The organism is Aeromonas sp. 11P (assembly GCF_051920165.1).
GTDB classification, from domain to species: Bacteria; Pseudomonadota; Gammaproteobacteria; order Enterobacterales; family Aeromonadaceae; genus Aeromonas; species Aeromonas veronii.
This window is the reverse complement of sequence record NZ_JBQBDJ010000004.1, coordinates 4,598,741-4,616,130: the sequence shown is the minus strand read 5'-3', so window position 1 is coordinate 4,616,130 and position 17,390 is coordinate 4,598,741. Positions and strand designations below refer to the sequence as shown.

The 17,390-nt window shown below is 61.2% G+C and carries 13 protein-coding genes, 1 other RNA gene and 1 pseudogene; 4 read left to right on the top strand and 11 right to left on the bottom strand.

Annotated elements, in window-relative coordinates; genetic code table 11:
• Positions 1-50: 50 nt before the first annotated feature.
• From gcvP to gcvT, 3 genes and pseudogenes are all read right to left on the bottom strand, one after another.
• A pseudogene (gcvP, locus tag ACTG1P_RS21385) lies at positions 51-2,926 on the bottom strand (aminomethyl-transferring glycine dehydrogenase).
• A gap of 273 nt (positions 2,927-3,199) precedes the next feature.
• Entirely contained in the window at positions 3,200-3,589 is a 390-nt protein-coding gene (gene gcvH / locus ACTG1P_RS21380) for a glycine cleavage system protein GcvH (RefSeq protein ID WP_005333898.1), read from the bottom strand.
• A gap of 84 nt (positions 3,590-3,673) precedes the next feature.
• Positions 3,674-4,771: a glycine cleavage system aminomethyltransferase GcvT gene (gene gcvT, locus ACTG1P_RS21375; protein ID WP_440002207.1), complete on the bottom strand. Its 1,098-nt coding sequence runs from the start codon at positions 4,769-4,771 to the stop codon at positions 3,674-3,676.
• On the opposite strand from gcvT, the gene ACTG1P_RS21370 reads away from it, so the two are divergent.
• On the top strand, positions 4,748-4,975 hold the full coding sequence (locus tag ACTG1P_RS21370; protein ID WP_440002206.1) for a hypothetical protein: 228 nt from the start codon (positions 4,748-4,750) through the stop codon (positions 4,973-4,975). The two genes, gcvT and ACTG1P_RS21370, sit on opposite strands and share 24 nt — an antisense overlap.
• 212 nt (positions 4,976-5,187) lie before the next feature.
• Here the strand turns inward: ACTG1P_RS21370 and ACTG1P_RS21365 are convergent, their stop codons facing one another.
• The 3 genes from ACTG1P_RS21365 to ACTG1P_RS21355 all read right to left on the bottom strand — a co-directional run bounded on the left by ACTG1P_RS21365 (position 5,188) and on the right by ACTG1P_RS21355 (position 8,576).
• Positions 5,188-6,471, bottom strand: a complete 1,284-nt coding sequence (locus ACTG1P_RS21365; RefSeq protein WP_440002205.1) for an FAD-dependent 2-octaprenylphenol hydroxylase — start codon at positions 6,469-6,471, stop codon at positions 5,188-5,190.
• A gap of 107 nt (positions 6,472-6,578) precedes the next feature.
• Positions 6,579-7,829: a 2-octaprenyl-6-methoxyphenyl hydroxylase gene (gene ubiH / locus ACTG1P_RS21360; protein ID WP_440002204.1), complete on the bottom strand. Its 1,251-nt coding sequence runs from the start codon at positions 7,827-7,829 to the stop codon at positions 6,579-6,581.
• Between the two features lie 177 nt (positions 7,830-8,006).
• A complete protein-coding gene (locus ACTG1P_RS21355) occupies positions 8,007-8,576 on the bottom strand; it encodes a UPF0149 family protein (RefSeq protein ID WP_033116025.1) in 570 nt (189 codons plus the stop codon).
• Between the two features lie 173 nt (positions 8,577-8,749).
• Here ACTG1P_RS21355 and zapA point away from each other — a divergent pair, with 173 nt between their 5' ends.
• Together zapA and ssrS are read left to right on the top strand one after the other, a co-directional pair.
• The gene (zapA, locus tag ACTG1P_RS21350) at positions 8,750-9,082 is read left to right on the top strand and encodes a cell division protein ZapA (protein ID WP_033116026.1); all 333 of its coding nucleotides are present in this window, start codon (positions 8,750-8,752) and stop codon (positions 9,080-9,082) included.
• A 16-nt stretch (positions 9,083-9,098) separates the two neighbouring features.
• Positions 9,099-9,281: non-coding RNA, 6S RNA (ssrS, locus tag ACTG1P_RS21345), on the top strand.
• 171 nt (positions 9,282-9,452) lie between these two features.
• Here ssrS and ACTG1P_RS21340 read toward each other — a convergent pair.
• Complete coding sequence (locus ACTG1P_RS21340; protein ID WP_440002203.1) at positions 9,453-11,744, bottom strand: FdhF/YdeP family oxidoreductase; 2,292 nt, start codon at positions 11,742-11,744, stop codon at positions 9,453-9,455.
• On the bottom strand, positions 11,731-12,528 hold the full coding sequence (gene fdhD, locus ACTG1P_RS21335) for a formate dehydrogenase accessory sulfurtransferase FdhD (RefSeq protein WP_440002202.1): 798 nt from the start codon (positions 12,526-12,528) through the stop codon (positions 11,731-11,733). Before fdhD ends, ACTG1P_RS21340 begins: the two co-directional genes overlap by 14 nt.
• 161 nt (positions 12,529-12,689) lie before the next feature.
• Between fdhD and ACTG1P_RS21330 the strand changes: the two genes are divergently transcribed.
• Entirely contained in the window at positions 12,690-13,601 is a 912-nt protein-coding gene (locus ACTG1P_RS21330) for a LysR family transcriptional regulator (protein WP_440002201.1), read from the top strand.
• 51 nt (positions 13,602-13,652) lie between these two features.
• Here the strand turns inward: ACTG1P_RS21330 and emrD are convergent, their stop codons facing one another.
• The 3 genes from emrD to ACTG1P_RS21315 all read right to left on the bottom strand — a co-directional run bounded on the left by emrD (position 13,653) and on the right by ACTG1P_RS21315 (position 17,389).
• A complete protein-coding gene (gene emrD / locus ACTG1P_RS21325; protein ID WP_076492248.1) occupies positions 13,653-14,849 on the bottom strand; it encodes a multidrug efflux MFS transporter EmrD in 1,197 nt (398 codons plus the stop codon).
• A 303-nt stretch (positions 14,850-15,152) separates the two neighbouring features.
• The gene (locus tag ACTG1P_RS21320) at positions 15,153-16,586 is read right to left on the bottom strand and encodes an ABC transporter ATP-binding protein (protein ID WP_440002200.1); all 1,434 of its coding nucleotides are present in this window, start codon (positions 16,584-16,586) and stop codon (positions 15,153-15,155) included.
• A complete protein-coding gene (locus ACTG1P_RS21315; RefSeq protein WP_440002199.1) occupies positions 16,583-17,389 on the bottom strand; it encodes an ABC transporter permease in 807 nt (268 codons plus the stop codon). Before ACTG1P_RS21315 ends, ACTG1P_RS21320 begins: the two co-directional genes overlap by 4 nt.
• Position 17,390: the final 1 nt, after the last annotated feature.

The window sequence follows — 17,390 nt, the reverse complement described above, 5'->3', positions numbered from 1 at the left end:
ACTTCAATGTCACGGTTTCCAACTTAAATGGCCGTGATCATAAACGCCACTTACTTGGCGTAATCCTCAGTCGGGATACAGGAGCAGAACAGGTTGCGATCGCCGTAGACATCGTCGATGCGGTTGACCGACGGCCACAGCTTGCTGGCGCGCACGGCGTCCGACGGGAAGACCGCCTCGGCTCGGCTGTAGCCACGGGACCACTCTGCATCCATCACATCATCCTGGGTGTGCGGGGCATGGACCAGCGGGTTGTCGGCGAGGCTCCACTGCCCCTCCTGCACCTTGGCAATCTCGGCGCGAATGGACGTCATCGCCTCGACGAAGCGATCCAGCTCGCGCTTGGATTCCGATTCGGTCGGTTCGACCATCAGGGTACCCGCAACCGGGAAGCTCATGGTCGGAGCGTGGAAGCCGTAATCCATCAGCCGCTTGGCCACGTCCATCTCGCTGATGCCGGAAGCCTCCTTGAGCGGACGGATATCCAGGATGCACTCGTGGGCCACCCGACCGTTGCGGCCGGAATAGAGCACTGGGAAGGATTCACCCAGCTTCTTGGCCAGATAGTTAGCGTTGAGGATGGCCACCTGAGTGGATTTCTTCAGCCCCTCGTCACCCAGCATGGCGATATACATCCAGCTGATGGGCAGGATGCTGGCCGAGCCGAACGGTGCCGCCGACACGGCGCCGTTGTCACGGCTCTCCTTGTCGGTCTTGACCACGGCGTGGCCAGCCACGAACGGTGCCAGATGCTTCTTCACGCCGATGGGGCCCATGCCCGGGCCGCCACCACCGTGAGGAATGGCGAAGGTCTTGTGCAGGTTGAGGTGAGAGACGTCCGCCCCGATAAAGCCCGGTGCAGTCAACCCGACTTGCGCGTTCATATTGGCGCCGTCCAGATAGACCTGGCCACCGTGCTGGTGAACGATGTCGCACACCTCCTTGATGGTCTCCTCATACACCCCGTGAGTGGAGGGGTAGGTCACCATCAGACAGGAGAGCTGATCACCCGCCTCGGCCGCCTTGGCACGCAGGTCGTCGAGATCCACGTTGCCGGACTTGTCACAGGCGGTGACGATCACCTTGAGCCCCGCCATCTGGGCAGAGGCCGGGTTGGTCCCGTGGGCAGAAGCCGGAATGAGACAGATGTCGCGATGCCCCTCGCCTCGGGATTCGTGGTACTTCTTGATGGCCAAGAGACCAGCGTACTCCCCCTGAGCCCCGGAGTTGGGCTGCATGCAGACCGCATCGTAACCGGTCACCTTCACCAGCCAATTTTCGAGGTCGGCCAGCAGCAGCTGATAGCCCTTGGCCTGCGCCAGCGGGGCAAACGGGTGCAGTTTTCCGAACTCGGGCCAGGTCACCGGGATCATCTCGGCTGTGGCGTTGAGCTTCATGGTGCAGGAGCCCAAGGAGATCATGGCGTAGTTGAGCGCCAGATCTTTCGCTTCGAGACGGTGGATATAACGCAGCATCTCGGTTTCGGAGTGGTACTTGTTGAACACCTCGTGGGTCAGCACGGCGTCGGTGCGCAGCAGATCCTGCGGGATGGCGTGATGGGCCTGCGCCGCCTTGTCGAGGGCCTCGATATCCAAGCCGTGGCCTGCCCCCAGGAACAGTTCGAACAGCTCGGCGACATCGGCGCGGGTAGTGGTTTCAGAGAGGGACACCCCTACCGCACCGTCGAGATCCGCGCGCAAGTTGATGCCGAGCCCTTCGGCCTTGGCGATCAGCGCCGCTTTGTCGGCAGTCTGCACGGTCAGGGTATCGAACCAGCTGGCATGCTTGAGGACCACGCCCTTGGCCTTGAGGCCGAGCGCCAGAATGGTGGTGAGACGGTGGACACGGGAGGCGATGGTTTTCAGCCCCACCGGGCCGTGGTAGACGGCGTAGAAGCTCGCCATATTGGCCAGCAGCACCTGCGCGGTACAGATGTTGGAGTTGGCCTTCTCGCGGCGGATGTGCTGCTCGCGGGTCTGCATCGCCATACGCAGCGCGGCCTTGCCACGGGCATCCTTGGAAACGCCGATAATGCGGCCCGGCATGGAGCGCTTGTAGGCATCGCGGGTGGCGAAAAAGGCGGCGTGGGGGCCACCGTAGCCCATGGGCACGCCAAAGCGCTGGGCGGAACCCAACACCACATCGGCGCCCAGCTCGCCCGGGGACTTGAGCAGCAGCAGGGAGAGCAAGTCGGCGCTGACGCAGGCCAGCCCTTTCTGGGCCTGTACTGCGGCAATCAGGGCGCGCAGATCTTCACCTCACCTGTAGTGGTGGGGTACTGGAACAGGGCCCCGAACACCTCTTCGCTCACCGCGTCGCTCGCGGCGCCAACCGCCACGTCGAAACCGAAGTGAACCGCGCGCTCTTTGACCACGTCGATCACCTGCGGGTGCACATCATCGGCCACGAAGAAGAGGTTGGATTTGGACTTGGCCATCCGCTTGGCCAGCGCCATCGCCTCGGCTGCGGCGGTCGCTTCATCCAGCAGGGAGGCACTGGCCAGATCCATGCCGGTGAGATCCAGCGTCAGCTGCTGGAAGTTGAGCAGGGCTTCGAGACGGCCCTGCGCCAGCTCGGGCTGGTACGGGGTGTAGGCGGTATACCAGCCCGGGTTTTCCAGCACGTTGCGCAAAATGACGTGGGGCACATGGGTATCGTGATAACCCATGCCGATATAGCTCTTGGCAATCTTGTTCTGGGCGGCATAGCCCCTGAGCTTGGCCAGCGCCTCCACTTCGGTCATGCCGGCACCGATGCCGAGCGGGCCCGGCAGGCGAATGGCGGCGGGCACGGTCTGGGCAATCAGATCGTCCAGACTCTCGGCCCCGACGGTCGCCAGCAGCTGGCGCAGCTCTTCCTCGCCCGGGCCGATATGGCGGCGGACAAAATCGGTTTTTTGCTCGAGTTCAAACAGTGACTGGGTCATTTCCCTATTTCCTGATAAATAAGTCCTGGCATGACATCCTGATAACCAAGACCTGATGTTCCTGATCGTCGGCTGATACCGACGCCACTCATGTTCGCTATGCCGCAGCCAAGAGAGCACGGCACTGGATGCTCGCTGGCACCCCGGGGATCACCCTGTAAACCGCGCGCAGGCTAAACCCCAACACGCCGGATACGGGTGACTTCACCCTGCTGTCGACTCCGTCGGCAGCCATACAAAAGGGCCCCGCACGTTGGTGCAGGGCCCGGGGTATTACTCTTCGTCCACCACGTTCTGGTAGCCTTCGGCATCCAGCAGGTTGGCCAGCTCGCTCTCGTCATCGAGCTTGATGCGGAACAGCCAGCCAGCGCTGTAGGGATCGGAGTTGACCAACTCGGGGCTCCCTTCCAGCTCTTCGTTGACGGCAATGATCTCGCCGCTCACCGGGCTGTAGATGTCGGAGGCCGCCTTGACCGACTCGGCCACGGCGCAGTCGTCACCGGCACTGACCTGCTTGCCCACTTCCGGCAGCTCGACAAACACCATGTCACCCAGCAGCTCCTGGGCGTGTTCGGTGATACCGACCACGGCCTCACCGTTGGCTTCAACACGGATCCACTCGTGGGAAGTGGCATATTTCAGTTCGCTCGGGATATGGCTCATTTGTGCTTCCTTTGATCTTTGAGTCGCGTTTAAAAACGAATATGAGAAGGGATGGGGCAGGTACTGCCCTCCCCCAAAACGGTATTAAACCAGCTTCTGGCCGTTACGGACGAAAGCGGGCTTGGTGACCTTCACGGTGACCAGCTTCTTGCGGATCTCCACCTCGGCCAGCTCACCGATATCGCGGGGCACCCGCGCCAGGGCAATACTGTAGCCCAGGGTGGGGGAGAAAGAGCCGGAGGTGATCACACCTTCCCGCTTCTCACCATTTGCCGCGGTGAAGGTGACCGGCATACCGGCACGCAGCACCCCTTTCTCTTCCATCACCAGCCCCACCAGCTTGGGCTGGTTGCCCGCCGCTTTCTGCGCTTCCAGCACGTCGCGGCCGATGAAATTTCGATCGCTCGGCTCCCAGGCGATGGTCCAGGCCATGTTGGCGGCGAGTGGAGAGATTGACTCGTCCATATCCTGACCGTATAGGTTCATCCCCGCCTCGAGGCGCAGGGTATCGCGGGCACCGAGGCCGCACGGGACGACGCCGTTATCCAGCAGTGCCTGCCACAGCTCGCAGGCTTTCTCTTGCGGCACCACGATTTCATAACCATCCTCGCCGGTGTAGCCGGTGGTGGCGATAAAGAGATCGCCAGCCTGCACGCCGAAGAAGGGTTTCATCCCCACCACGGCGGTACGCTGAGCGGCGCTCAGCACAGCAGCAGCCTTGACCTTGGCGTTGGGGCCCTGCACCGCAATCATCGCAAGCTCCGGACGCTCGGTCACTGTGATATCGAAATCGATGGCGTGATGGCGGATCCAGGCCAGATCCTTCTCGCGGGTAGCGGAGTTGACCACCAGCCGGTAGAAGGTATCGGTCAGGTAATAGGTGATGAGGTCATCGATCACGCCGCCTTCCGGATTGAGCATGCCGCTGTAGAGGGCCTTGCCGGAGGCTGTGAGTTTGGCCACGTCGTTGGCCAGCAGGTGTTGCAGAAAGGCTTTGACCCGTTCGCCGGTCAAATCGACGATGGTCATGTGGGAGACATCGAACATACCGGCATCGCTGCGCACCGCGTGGTGCTCTTCCAGCTGGGAGCCGTAGTTGATGGGCATTTCCCAACCGTGGAAGTCCACCATCTTGGCGCCGGCTTCCAGGTGTTTGGGATGCAGTACAGTAGTCTGGATCATCGCATTCTTTCCTTAGCAAAAAGCCTTTTCGCTTTGGCGACCACCCTTGCGACCCGCGCCACCGCTCTGACTGCACTGCGTGCAATAAAAAGCGACCGGATCCAAAAGTGTGTGCTCGCTCCTGCCCTTGCCAGGCAAGAGGGATTCCTTGAACGGAGCGGATTATATGACAAGCAGGCGAGCGTGCCGCTCAAAAAAAACTAATCCCCTCCCGTAAAACTGACTCCAGACACTAAGATAAATGCAGTGATAAAAACAGCCATAAGCCGACCCATGCGAGATTAAATTTTGATTTTTACCGTTTCGTCACAATTTGCAGAAAAACGTTTCGCTCCAGAGCAAAATTAAAGGCTGACACCCAAAACGGGTCATCAGCCTTGTCGGATTACTTTTGTTGTCAAAAAACGCGAGTAATATTAGTTTTTTTCACCCTTGGCCTGCATGGCACTGCCCTTGGTCGCCGCAACAGCCCAGTCAGGACGGGCCAATGCGGGTAGCTCGCCCTCCAGCCCCATGGCTGCCCGGATCACCCCCTCCTTGAAGGGCGTCAGCAGATTGGCCGCGCGCAATCCCACGCCCCGCACCAGCTTCTTGAGCGGGTTGGCCCCGCTGAACAGCCGCTTGAGCCCTTCCATCGCAGCCAGCATGCGAGCCGCTTCGCTCTTGCGCCAGCGCTCGTAGCTGCGCAGGTTGGCGAGCAGGCCGATATCCTCACCCGCGGCATGATTTTGCAAGATCTGCTCCGCCAGCGCGGCAGCATCCAGCAGGCCAAGGTTGACCCCCTGCCCCGCCAGCGGGTGGATGGTATGGGCGGCATCTCCCACCAGCACCAACCGCTCGCGAGCAAAATCGCGGGCATAGCGGGCGGTGAGCGGAATGGCGCTGCGCGGCCCCTCCACCTTGCACAGACCGAGCCGGGCATCGAAGGCGGCCGTAAGCTGGCGATTGAACTGCTCATCATCGCAGGCGCAGAGCGCCTCGGCGCGGGCCGCAGGCAGCGACCAGACGATGGAACAGAGGTTCTCTTGCCACAGCGGCAAAAAGGCGAGCGGGCCATCCGGGGTGAAGATCTGGCGAGCAACAGCTTCATGGGGTTCGGCGCAGCGCACCGTCGCCACCAGGGCGTGGTGGCCATAATCCCAGCTGGTGAGCGGGATATCGGCCTGACGGCGCACCCAGGAGTGGGCGCCATCGGCGGCTACCACCAGTTTGGCCGAGATGGCCTGACCATCCTCAAGGAGCAGCAGGGCGCCCGCCGGGCCGCTCTGCAGGCTCTTGGCTCTGGCGGGGGTCAGCAACTGGATATTGCTGGCACCCCGTGTCCCGTCAGCGAGAATCGCCTCAAGCAGCGCCAGCTGGATCACCCGATTCTCGACGATGTGGCCGAGGTTGGCCTGACGCAGGCTGGCGGCATCGAAGTCGATATGGCCGAAACTGTCCTGCTCCCACACCGCCATCTTGTCATAGGCCTGCAGGCGGCGCGCTTCAATGCCGCCCCAGGCGCCGACATGGCGCAGAATCTGCTGGCTGGCTAGACTCAGGGCGCTGACCCGATTATCAGCCACCTCCCCCAGCTGCGGGTCGGGCAGTTGCCCCTCGACCACCACCACCTTGAGGGCGCTCTCCTTGAGGGCGGCAGCGAGCCCGAGGCCCACCATGCCACCACCGACAATCACAACATCGACACTTTGCATCTGCATCATCTCATCCTTTCATGGCTGGCCATCGGCCAGCAGAGGGAGGCGCATGGCCTCCCCTCGTGCAACTGTTGAACTCTTTGCTGGGCTCTTTGTTGAACTCTGGCGATTTATTGCCGCCGATTATTGCTACATAGATCGGCAACGAACCCCAGAGTTCGTGCAGCGAGCGGCGCCTTGAGACACGGCAGGCGCCCCATCAGGGTGAGCGCCAGATTGCGCCCCGCCACCAGCGGATCGTGACCATTGGAGAAGAGCTGGGCCAGCGAAGAGGTAAGCCAGACGGTCTGCGCCTGATCGCGCTGACGCTGCTGCCAGTAGCCACTCAGTACCTTGAAGCTGCCGATATCCTCCCCCTCTGCCAACGCCTTGGCTACGGCGCCGGTAAGCAGGTCGAGATCCCGCATCCCGAGGTTGAAGCCCTGTCCGGCAATCGGGTGCAGGGCGTGGGCGGCATTACCGACCAGCACGGTGCGCTGGGCCAGCGGGTAGTCGCAGGCGGTCAGAATGAGCGGATAGACGTTACGCACGCCGCATCGCTCGAAGCGACCGAGCCGCCAGCCAAAGGCCTGCTGCAAGCGGGCAAGGAAGGCGGCATCATCGAGCGCCATCAGCTCATCCACCTCGTCCCGTCTGACACTCCACACCAGCGAAGAGAGGCCGTCCTGCATCGGCAGCAGCGCCAGCGGCCCGCTCTCGGTAAAGCGCTCGAATGCACGGCCCGCCGGTTCCTGCTGCGTTTTAACGGTGGCGATGATGGCGCTCTGCTCGTAGTCGTGGCGGCTCACCGGCAGCGTTAACTGCTGGCGCACAAAGGAGTTGCCCCCGTCTGCCGCCACCAGCAGGCGGGTATCAATCTGCTCACCGCTCTCGAGGGTGAGAGTCACCCCCTCCTCCCGTGGCGCTACCTCACGCAATTTGGCCGGACAGATCACCCGGATGTGCGAAATGGTTACCATCGCCCGCTGCAACTCCCCCCCCGCCGCCGCCAACTCGATCACCTGACCGAGCGCAGGCAGCCCATACTCCGCCGCCGAGAGACGAGTCTGACCGCTATGGCCACGATCCGAGACATGGATATGAGTAATGGGGGCGCAGTGGGGCGCAAACAGGGGCCAGAGTCCGCGCCGCTCAAGGGCTTCGCAGGTACCGGCCGAGAGCGCAATGGCGCGCGCATCAAAACCGGGGTGAGCAGGAGTTGCGGATGGTTGCGCCTCGGGGGCACTGGCCTCCAGCAGCAGGATGTCGAGGGGCGAGCCGTCCGGCTTGCGCAGGGCCGCCAGCGAGAGGGCCAGCACGGCACCACTCATTCCACCACCGACCAGCGTCACATCGACCTGTCGCACATCAGATTGGGGCATAAGCAGAGAGGGAGAAGTGAAAAACGTGGCCTCATGCTACCACAAAGGCGACCGGCGGATGTGCGCTTGAGGGCAAAAAAGCGGTTATAGCTCACAGGGTTAGCCAGAATATGGCCAACAAAAAGAGCGCCTGTTGGCGCTCTTGCAAAAGGAGGCTGGCTTGCCTGCAACAATCTATCAGTGCAGGGTCGGCGGCGCGCTCGGGGTATCGGGGCGCTTGCCAAACTCTTCGAAGGCCATCATGACCCCCAGCTTGACGTGTTCGTAGAGCACCAGGAAGGAGGCTTCGTTCTCGTCATCTTCCTGATCGAACTCGGCAGAGACCTGAGTGATGCTGGCGATATCCTGGATCATCTCCTGCAGCTCTTCCGACGCACGCGACAGCTCCTGCTGCACTACACCGAAACCGGCCAGAAATGCCTGGGACCAGTCCACCAGCGCATCGATCCGCTCATCGAGGGGAGCATCATCGCTTGGCAACAACAACTCCACCCCTTTTTGAGCCATCAGGCTCTCGACCACATTGTGATAAAGATCGGTCATCACCTGGCGCACCGGGGCCGGCAGCCCGAAACCGTCGTTCACCAAATCGTTGAAATGGGGGACCCAGCTCTTCTCATCCAGTGCCACACCACCACACACCAGACCGCAGATCACACCATGGGCCTCGACTGCACTGGCCATCAGCTCATGCTGCTCCATGATGTCGGCCACAGCCGCATATTTAAGGGGGTTTGTTTTGCTCATAGAGGATCCGCTCAAAGTTCAGGCAAATTTGCAGAATTAATGGTCAGGATCCTAGCATTCTCCCTCTTCCAGAGCCAGCAAGGCCTTGAAACTTATGTATCTGCGCTATATAGTCCCGCCCAGTTGTCCACGTGGATAAAGGCGGAAATCAGCTCCGCCGTATTGAGGAAGGCATGAGCACAGAGGCCGTAGAAATCGTCATTTTGGGACGTCCCTACAAGGTATCCTGTCCCCTGGGACAGCAGGATGCCCTGCGCCAGGCCGCCGACCAGCTGACCGATAAACTGATCGACCTGCGTCAACGCTCCAAAGTCTCCAGTAACGAGCAATTGGCTGTCATGGCGGCGCTTAATTTCTGCCATGAGCTCTGTCTTGAAAAAGAGAAGAACCACCAATACTCTGAGACCATGGACAAGCGGATCAAGATGCTGCAGCGCACCATCGAAGCGGCCTTGATCGAACACGGTCAATATGGCGATTCCAGCGAAGAGGGGCAGCAGCCCTAATCGCAAACTGTTTTGAAATACCCTGGGGTGTTTGTCAGCCGGTTCAAGTCCCCGAGCCGATATTCATACCAAACAGGGGTTCTGCCTTCTGGCTATTGCGCATGCTCGGCACGACCGAGAAGCCTGCGGTCAGATCCGAACCCCGCCTTGAACCGACGGTTCAAGGGCCCAAACCGGCAACGGCATCTCCGGGGTTCCAACTGCAAAAAGCCCGTCACTGATGTGACGGGCTTTTTCTTTTCCTGCTTGTCCACGCAACCAGCCCCCTGCCCCGCACACCAGAAAAATGCCCCGGATGGACAGTTCATCCGGGGCATCGCTGCATTCAAAGTGCAGGCAGGTATTAGTGCAGACAGTCGCGTTAGCGCTTTTATTTGACCAGCAACAAATTCTCCTGCTGGCGGGAGGCAGTCACCAGCACCGGGATGGACTTGGAGGTCGGGGTAAACGACCCTGCACCGATACTGTCGATGGGCACCAGCGGATTGGTCTCCGGATAATAAGCCGCGATGTTGCCCTGCGGAATGTCATAAATCACCACGCTAAAGCCGGTCACAATACGCTCGCGTCCGTCGTTGCAGATAGCCGCCATATCGACCTTGTCCCCTTCGACAAAACCGAGGCGACGGGCATCCGCTTCGTTCATGAAGACCACCATGCGCTGGCCCTTGATGCCGCGATAGCGATCGTCCATGCCGTAGATAGTGGTGTTGTACTGATCGTGGGAGCGCAGGCTCTGCAGCAGCAGTACCGGCTGATCCGCCATCTGCTCGGCATGGCGGGTACACTCCGGCAACACAGATTGCGGCAGGGTACTGGCGCGAAACTCGGCGCGGCCACTGGCAGTATTCCAGGTCAGAAGCGCCGCAGAGTTATCGAGATGAAAACCGCACGGCTGCTGGATGCGGGCGTTGAAATCGGTGAAACCGGCGATGGTCTGCTCGATAAGATCACGGATAAGCGCATAGTCATCGCGCAGGGCCAGCCAATCGACCCGCTCGCTACCCACGGTGGCATGAGCCATCCGCGCCACTATGTCGGTCTCGGAGAGGCAGAGGGGCGACACCGGCTCGGCCGCACCGGTCGAAGCGTGCACCATGCTGAAGGTGTCCTCCACAGTGATCTTCTGGTTGCCGCTGCGCTGGATATCGAGCTCGGTACGACCAAGGCAGGGCAGGATCAGCGCCGCCTTGCCCACCTGCAGATGGCTGCGGTTGAGCTTGGTGCTGATCTGCACGTTGAGCTCGGCCCTTTTCATCGCCCCATAGGTGAAGTCGGTATCGGGCGCCGCTGCCGCCAGGTTGCCGCCCAGGCAGATGAGCACCTTGCTCTTGCCTTCATGCAACGCCTTGAGCGCCTCGTACACGTTGTGGCCACGGGCCCGCGGCAGGCTCACCTGCAGGTGACGCTCGAGCCGGTCGATAAAGGCGGCGGTCGGTTTTTCGTTGATCCCCATGGTGCGGTTGCCCTGCACGTTGCTGTGGCCCCGCACCGGACAGAGCCCCGCCCCCGGCTTGCCAATCTGGCCGCGCATCAGGTGCAGGTTGACGATTTCACGGATGGTATCGACCGAGTGCAGATGCTGGGTCACCCCCATAGCCCAGCAACTGATAATGCGCTGGCTGACGGCAAAGACCCGGGCGGCCTGCACGATGTCGGCGCGAGTCAGGCCGGATTGCTGCTCGATCGCCGCCCAGTCGGTGGCACGCACCTGCACCTCGTACTCGGCAAAGTGGTGGGTGTGGCGGGCGATAAAGTCGCGATCCACCGCCTCTGGCGCCTCTTCCAGGATGTATTTGGCCATGCCACGGATGGCGGCCATGTCGCCACCCAGTTTCGGCGTCAGATATTGGTGGCTGATGGTGGTGGCCGCCGGGGTCAGCAGCTCCAGCGGGCTCTGCGGGCTGGCAAAGCGCTCCAGCGCCACCTCTTTCAAGTTGTTGAAGCTGACGATCTTGCAGCCGCCGCGCGCCGCCTGGCGCAGGGCATTCATCATGCGCGGGTGGTTGGTACCCGGATTCTGACCATAGACGAACACCGCCTCGGCCTGGTCGAAGTCATCCAGCACCACAGTCCCCTTGCCGATGCCGACCGACTGGATCAACGCAACCCCGCTCGCCTCGTGGCACATGTTGGAGCAGTCGGGGAAGTTGTTGGTGCCAAACAGGCGACCAAACAGCTGATAGAGGTAGGAAGCTTCGTTGCTGGCACGCCCCGAGGTGTAAAACTCCACCTCGTCCGGGCTATTCAGCCCCTTAAGGGTGTCTGCAATCACGGAGAAGGCGTCGTCCCAGCTTATCGGCTCGTAGTGATCGGTCGCCGGGTTGTAGCGCATCGGCTCGGTCAGCCGCCCCTGATACTCGAGCCAGTAGTCGCTCTGGGTGGCCAGCTGGCGCACCGAATGGGCGGCAAAAAAGTCGGTCCCCACCGTCTTGCCGGTGGATTCCCAGGCCACCGCCTTGGCGCCGTTTTCACAAAACTGGAAGGTGCCGTGGTCGTTGTCCCCCCAGGCGCAGCCCGGGCAGTCGAAGCCGTCGGTCTGGTTGACCCGCAGCAGGTTCTTGATGTTCTGACGGGTCTTCTGGCTGCGCAGCACCTGTTTCATGGTGGATTGCAGGGACGAAAAACCGCCGGCTTTGGCGGGCTTTTCAATATGACTCATGGCACTCTCCGATGGGATCCGCCGGGCGATAGCTCGAATAGCTGACCGGGGCATCAAACTTGGGAATATGAACGACGTTGAGGTTGTATTTGAGGGCCAGCCTGACCGCCAGCTGGCTGGGCGATGCCAGACAGATAAGATGACGGGCACCAAAGCGGACGGCTTTTTGCACCAGCTCGCTACCGCAACGGCTGGTCACCACCAGGGTGTCGCACGCACTGTGTTGACGCAGCAGCAGGCCGATCAGCTTGTCGAGGGCATTGTGGCGCCCGATATCTTCCCGGCAGTGGAGGATCTGCCCCTCGGCATCCAGCGCCAGCGCCGCATGCAGGGCGCCGTGTTGCTGTCCCTTGAGCTGCCACTGGGCGATCTGCGCACGTAAACCCGCCAGCAATACCCCATCCAGCGGCGGCGTCAGCGGCATCACCGGCAGTGCAGGCAGCGCCTGCTCCACCGCCGCCACGCCGCAGATGCCGCAGCCGGTCACCCCGGTCAGCCGGCGCTTGTGCTCGGTCAGGGCGGCCAGAGAGCGGTTGGCGATGGTCACATCCAGTACAATACCCTGTTCGGCTGGCGCGACCTCGATGTCGTGGACTTCGTGGTTATGCCGGATAATCCCCTCGCCAAACAGAAATCCGACGGCAAAGTCGTCGAGATCGTCCGGAGTCGCCATCATCACCGCATGGTTGATGCCATTGATGTTGATGGCGACGGCTACCTCTTCCACCAGATGATCCAGTGACGGCAAGTTGGCGGGGGTTGCGACGGGAGAATGGGCAGGCATGCAGGTTGGCCTAAAAATGCAAACTGCATTCAAGTTTAGAGAGGCGACTGACGCAAAACCAATGAAATAAATCTATATCCTGATAGAGTTGTTCTATCGAAGATGTTTTTTCAATTGATTAATTTTTCAATGGCCGGTTCCACTGCCTCCACTACAACCAGATGAACATCAAGCAACTTCACTACTTTCACGAGCTGGCCAAACACCGGCATTTTGCCAAAGCGGCCAAAGCCTGCCACATCACCCAGCCCACCCTCTCGGCCAGCATTACCGCGCTGGAAAAGAGTGTCGGCACCGATCTGGTGGTACGCACCAGCCAGTTTGTCGCCCTGACCGAAGCGGGCGTGCTGGTACGCCAGTATGCCGAACGGATGTTGCTGGAACAGGAGGCGCTCAAGCAAGAGCTGGCGCTGTTCCAAGGCGAACTCTCCGGCACCCTGCGTATCGGTATCGTGCCCCAGTCCAATCTCGACATCATGCCGTTTATCGCCCGCTGCAAGCAGCGCTATCCCGATATCGCCATTCGCCTGTCGGTGCTCAGCAACGAAGCCCTGCTATCACAGCTGGAGCTGCATCAGTGCGATATCGGACTGGGATTTGATGAACCCGCCGGGGGAGCTGGCCGGCGCGCCTTTCACGTCTACCCGCAAGGCGCCAACCAGATGGCGGTGCTGATGAACCGTGACGAAGCGGATCAGTTTCCGCGCAGCGGCGACATTGCGCTTGCTGAACTGCAGCAACAGCCGTTGGTGCTGCCCAGCCGCACCATGCAATTTCGCCAATATCTGGATCGCGCCGCCGAGCAGGGGGAAACCTCGCTCAACGTGGTACTGGAGACCGACTCGCTGTTCCATCTGGTCAGCGCCGTACGCCACCGGCTGGGCTGGGCCATCGTCAGCTCCGGTCTCGCCCGCTCTGCCAGCAAGCTCTCGGATCTCGTTTGCCTGCCTCTCGCTCCGCTGGAGAATATCGGCCATACCGCCTTTCTGACCCGCCAGCAGAGCATCACCCCCGCCATGCGCGCCTTTCTCGATCTGGTGGCAGAAGATGCCCCCACCAACAAGCAGCCATAACGACAAAGCCCGCCATTTTGGCGGGCTTTGTTTTGCAGCAGGCAAACACGTTTAGATGGCCATCTGCTCGTGCGGCGAGCCGTGGTGGCGCAGCCAGACAAAACTCAGCGCCACGATCAGCACCATCAGGGTCATGATGGCCCCCAGAGTCACCTGACCTGTCATCGGGAAACCGGCGGCCAGCAGGGTCACCACACCGGCTCCCAGATTCTGCATCCCGCCGAGAATGGCCCCTGCGGTGCCGGCCTGACCCGGGAAGGGCTCAATGGCACAGGAAGTGGCGGTCGGGTAGAGAATACCGCTACCGATGAAGTAGACAGCCGCACCACCGACCAGCGAGGCGGCACTCACCACCCCGAACAGCCCCGGCACCAGAATGATGAGGGAACCGAGCGCCAGAAAGGCGATGCCAAGACGCATCAGCTTTCCCTGGCTCAGGCGAAAACTGAGTTTGGCAGAGAGCCAGGCCCCGAACAGATAACCTGGCAGCGGCAGCACGAACAGCACGCTCACGGTACGGGCGCTCAGTTTCAGCACATCGCCCAGCAGCACACCGGCCGCTGCTTCAAATACCGCGAGTCCCGCAAAGGTCGCCATCAGGCAGAGCAGGTTGCCCTGAAACTTGGGGTTGCCCAGTACATGGCGATAGGCAGCTCCGACGCGCAGCGGCTGACGGGCAGCAGCAGGCAGAGTCTCACCAAACCAGGCCATGATCGCCAAGGTGGCTACGGCACCAAAACCGAACAGGAACCAGTAACCGGCGCGCCAGTTGAACAGCTCGGTCAACCAGCCACCCAGCACCGGTGCCAGCAGCGGGGAGAAGATCACCCCCATGCTCACCAGACTGTTGGCGCGGTTGAGCTCGGCGCCGTTGTAGCGATCGCGCATCACGGTACGGCTCATGGCGCCACCGGCACCGGTACCCAGCCCCTGAATAAAGCTGCCCACCAGCAGGGCGGCAAAATGGGGGATGACCTGAATGATCAGGGTGCCCACCAGAAACACCATCATGCCGACGATCAACACCGGACGACGGCCGATACGATCCGACAGCGGCCCATAGACAAACTGGGAGAGGCCATAGGGGATCAGATAGCAGGCCATCACCGCCTGCAACTGGCCCGAGGCCACATTGAAGTCCCCCGCCATCATGGGAATGGAGGGGACATAGAGGGTCTGGGTCATCTGGCCCACAGCGACCATCAGAATGGTCAGTAAAAACAACGGATAAAAACTGTGCCGATCCATATCAGTCCCAAAAAATCGAAAAAATGCTGCCGCCCCTCTGGCACAAAATGGCCCAGAGGAATCTGATCACAAAGGCTGTGATGCAATCAAAAACAGTGTTGGAAACAGTAGGCGGGGAGCCCGCCGAGCCACCGCACAGGACGCTTGGTGGTATGGGGGCATCATAGTGATTCAGCTCACAAAAAACGAACGAATCTTTATAATCGGCTTGCCCTAGTTTTTCTAATATTACGGGGCTTTACGCCCCGTCAGCAATTCAAAATCAACGTGTTACCATCGGCAAAACGCCTTCAGGCCTCGTCATCATACTGTCCGTCGTTCGCACGCAACACCCATGCCCTCATTTTGGGTCCCAGTTATCCCTCCCAGCCGCAGGCAGCGCTCACCCACCTTGTCGGCCAGGGCTTCATCATGGGTCACAAGCAACAGGGCACAACCGATCTCTCCCAGCTCATCCAGCAGGCAGGTCATGGTCTGTTGCTGACTGAGGGGATCGAGCCGTGAGGTGGGCTCATCGGCAAACAACAGTACAGGGCGTAGCAACAGGGCCCGGATCAGCGACAGACGCTGCAACTCTCCCCCAGATACCTGACCCGGCAGACGCCTCAGCAACCCCTCATCTAACCCAAGCCGAGCCAGATAATCGACAAGACGCTGACGGGGCAAGCGATGGTGGCGCAGCAGATCGTCAAACAGGGTCCCAAGGCGCACCCGGCTGGCAAACGCCTGGACAGGATCCTGATAGAGTTTCTGCCAGCGGTGGTGAGCGACCCCTTCCCGGCGCAGCACATGTCCCTGCAAAGGGCGCTGCAAGCCGAGCAGCACATTGCCGAGCGTACTCTTGCCCGCACCGCTCGGTGCCATGATAGCAAGTCGCGCCCCTTGCGTCAGTTGCACATCGAGTCCCTGGAACAGGGTCTGTTCGCCATATCCCATGGTCAGTCCCTCCCCCCTGAGTAACCAGTCACCAGTAGCCTGTGGTCTTTTCCTGGGCCAAGCCGAGGGTTCTGCCGCCAGCAACGCCCTGGTATAGACATGGGCTGGGCGATGCAATACCCGTTCGGCAGGTCCTTGCTCCACTATCTCTCCCTCCTTGACCACCAACACCCAGCCACCCAGCGCCCGGGCCAGTGTCAGGTCGTGGGTGATGGTCAACAACTGACGAGCCTGCGCCAGATAGCCCAGTAACTGCGCTTGCAGCCTGTCGCGAGCCAGACTGTCCAGCCCCTTGGTGGGCTCATCGGCGATGAGCAGTCGGGCTTGTCCCAGTGTGGCTGCCGCAAAAACAGCGCGCTGGGCCATGCCGCCGGAAAGCTGGTGCGCGAAATGACGTTCACATCCAGCAAGCCCCAGGTGTTCGAGGAGGGTTCTCGCCCGCGAGCGGGCCTGTTGACCTCCCGCAAGCCAGCCCTCCTCTACCTGGTGCAGCACCCCCATGGTAGGGTCGAGTGCCATCACCGGCTCTTGCGGCAACATCGCTACCTCTCGCCCCCACAGGGCACGCAGTCGATGGGGCTCGGCCAGATCGTAGTGATGCCCGGCCACCTCAAGCTGACCTTGCCCACTCAGCGGAGCAGGCAGTGTCCCCATCAAGGCATGGGCCAGCAGGGATTTGCCAGAACCACTCTCTCCCACCAGCGTCAGGGCGCTGCCGGGTGTCAGAGTCAAATCCAGCGGTTGCAGCAAGGTCTGTTTGCCAGCGCCAACCTGCACGCCCTTGATGTGAATAGCAGTCATGACCTGACTCCTTGTGACGAACGGGGATGGGGCATTGATCTGTGGTTGAGCAGCACCAGAGCCAACAGCATCAAGCCCATCACCATGATGGGAGCAAGCAGCAGACGGGGGGCCTCCTGATAGTGCGGCAAAGCCTCCGTCATCATCAGGCCCAGCTCAGGGGTGGGAGGCTGAATGCCCACCCCGACAAAACCCAGGGTGGAGAGGGTCAGAATAGCCCCCGCCAGACCGAACGCCATCATGGTCAGCAACTGGGGGGCAAGTTCGGGCCAGAGATGGCGGCGCACTATGTAGCCGTTGCCAAAACCGAGCAAGCGAGACGCCTCCACCTGGGGGGACGCGAGCAAGGTGCGGCTGCGGGCCCGCACCACCCGGTAGTATTCGACCCACTGCGCCATGGCCAGGCCGAAATAGAGGATGGCATAACCACCCTGGGCCATGGCGGAGAACAACAGCACCAGCAGCAAGCTGGGCAGGGCCAGCACACCGTCAGCCAGGCTGCGCAGCAGCCCGTCGACCCAACCACCGCGCCAGGCCGAGAGCCACCCCAACAGAGCACCGAGCAGGGCGGCCGTCATGACGCACAAGATCCCCAGCAACAGCGACAAGCGGGTAGCTGCGGCCAGCCGCGCCATCAGGCTACGCCCCAGCTGATCCCGTCCGAGGGGTTCCTGCAAGGAAGGGGCTGCCAGAAAGTTGGCCAGATCCTGTGCGGCAGGATCGGGCCAGATGAGCGGTGCCAACAAGGCAAACAGCACAACTAGCAGGAGCAGGCTTGCGCCGGCTTTCAATGAGAGAGACATG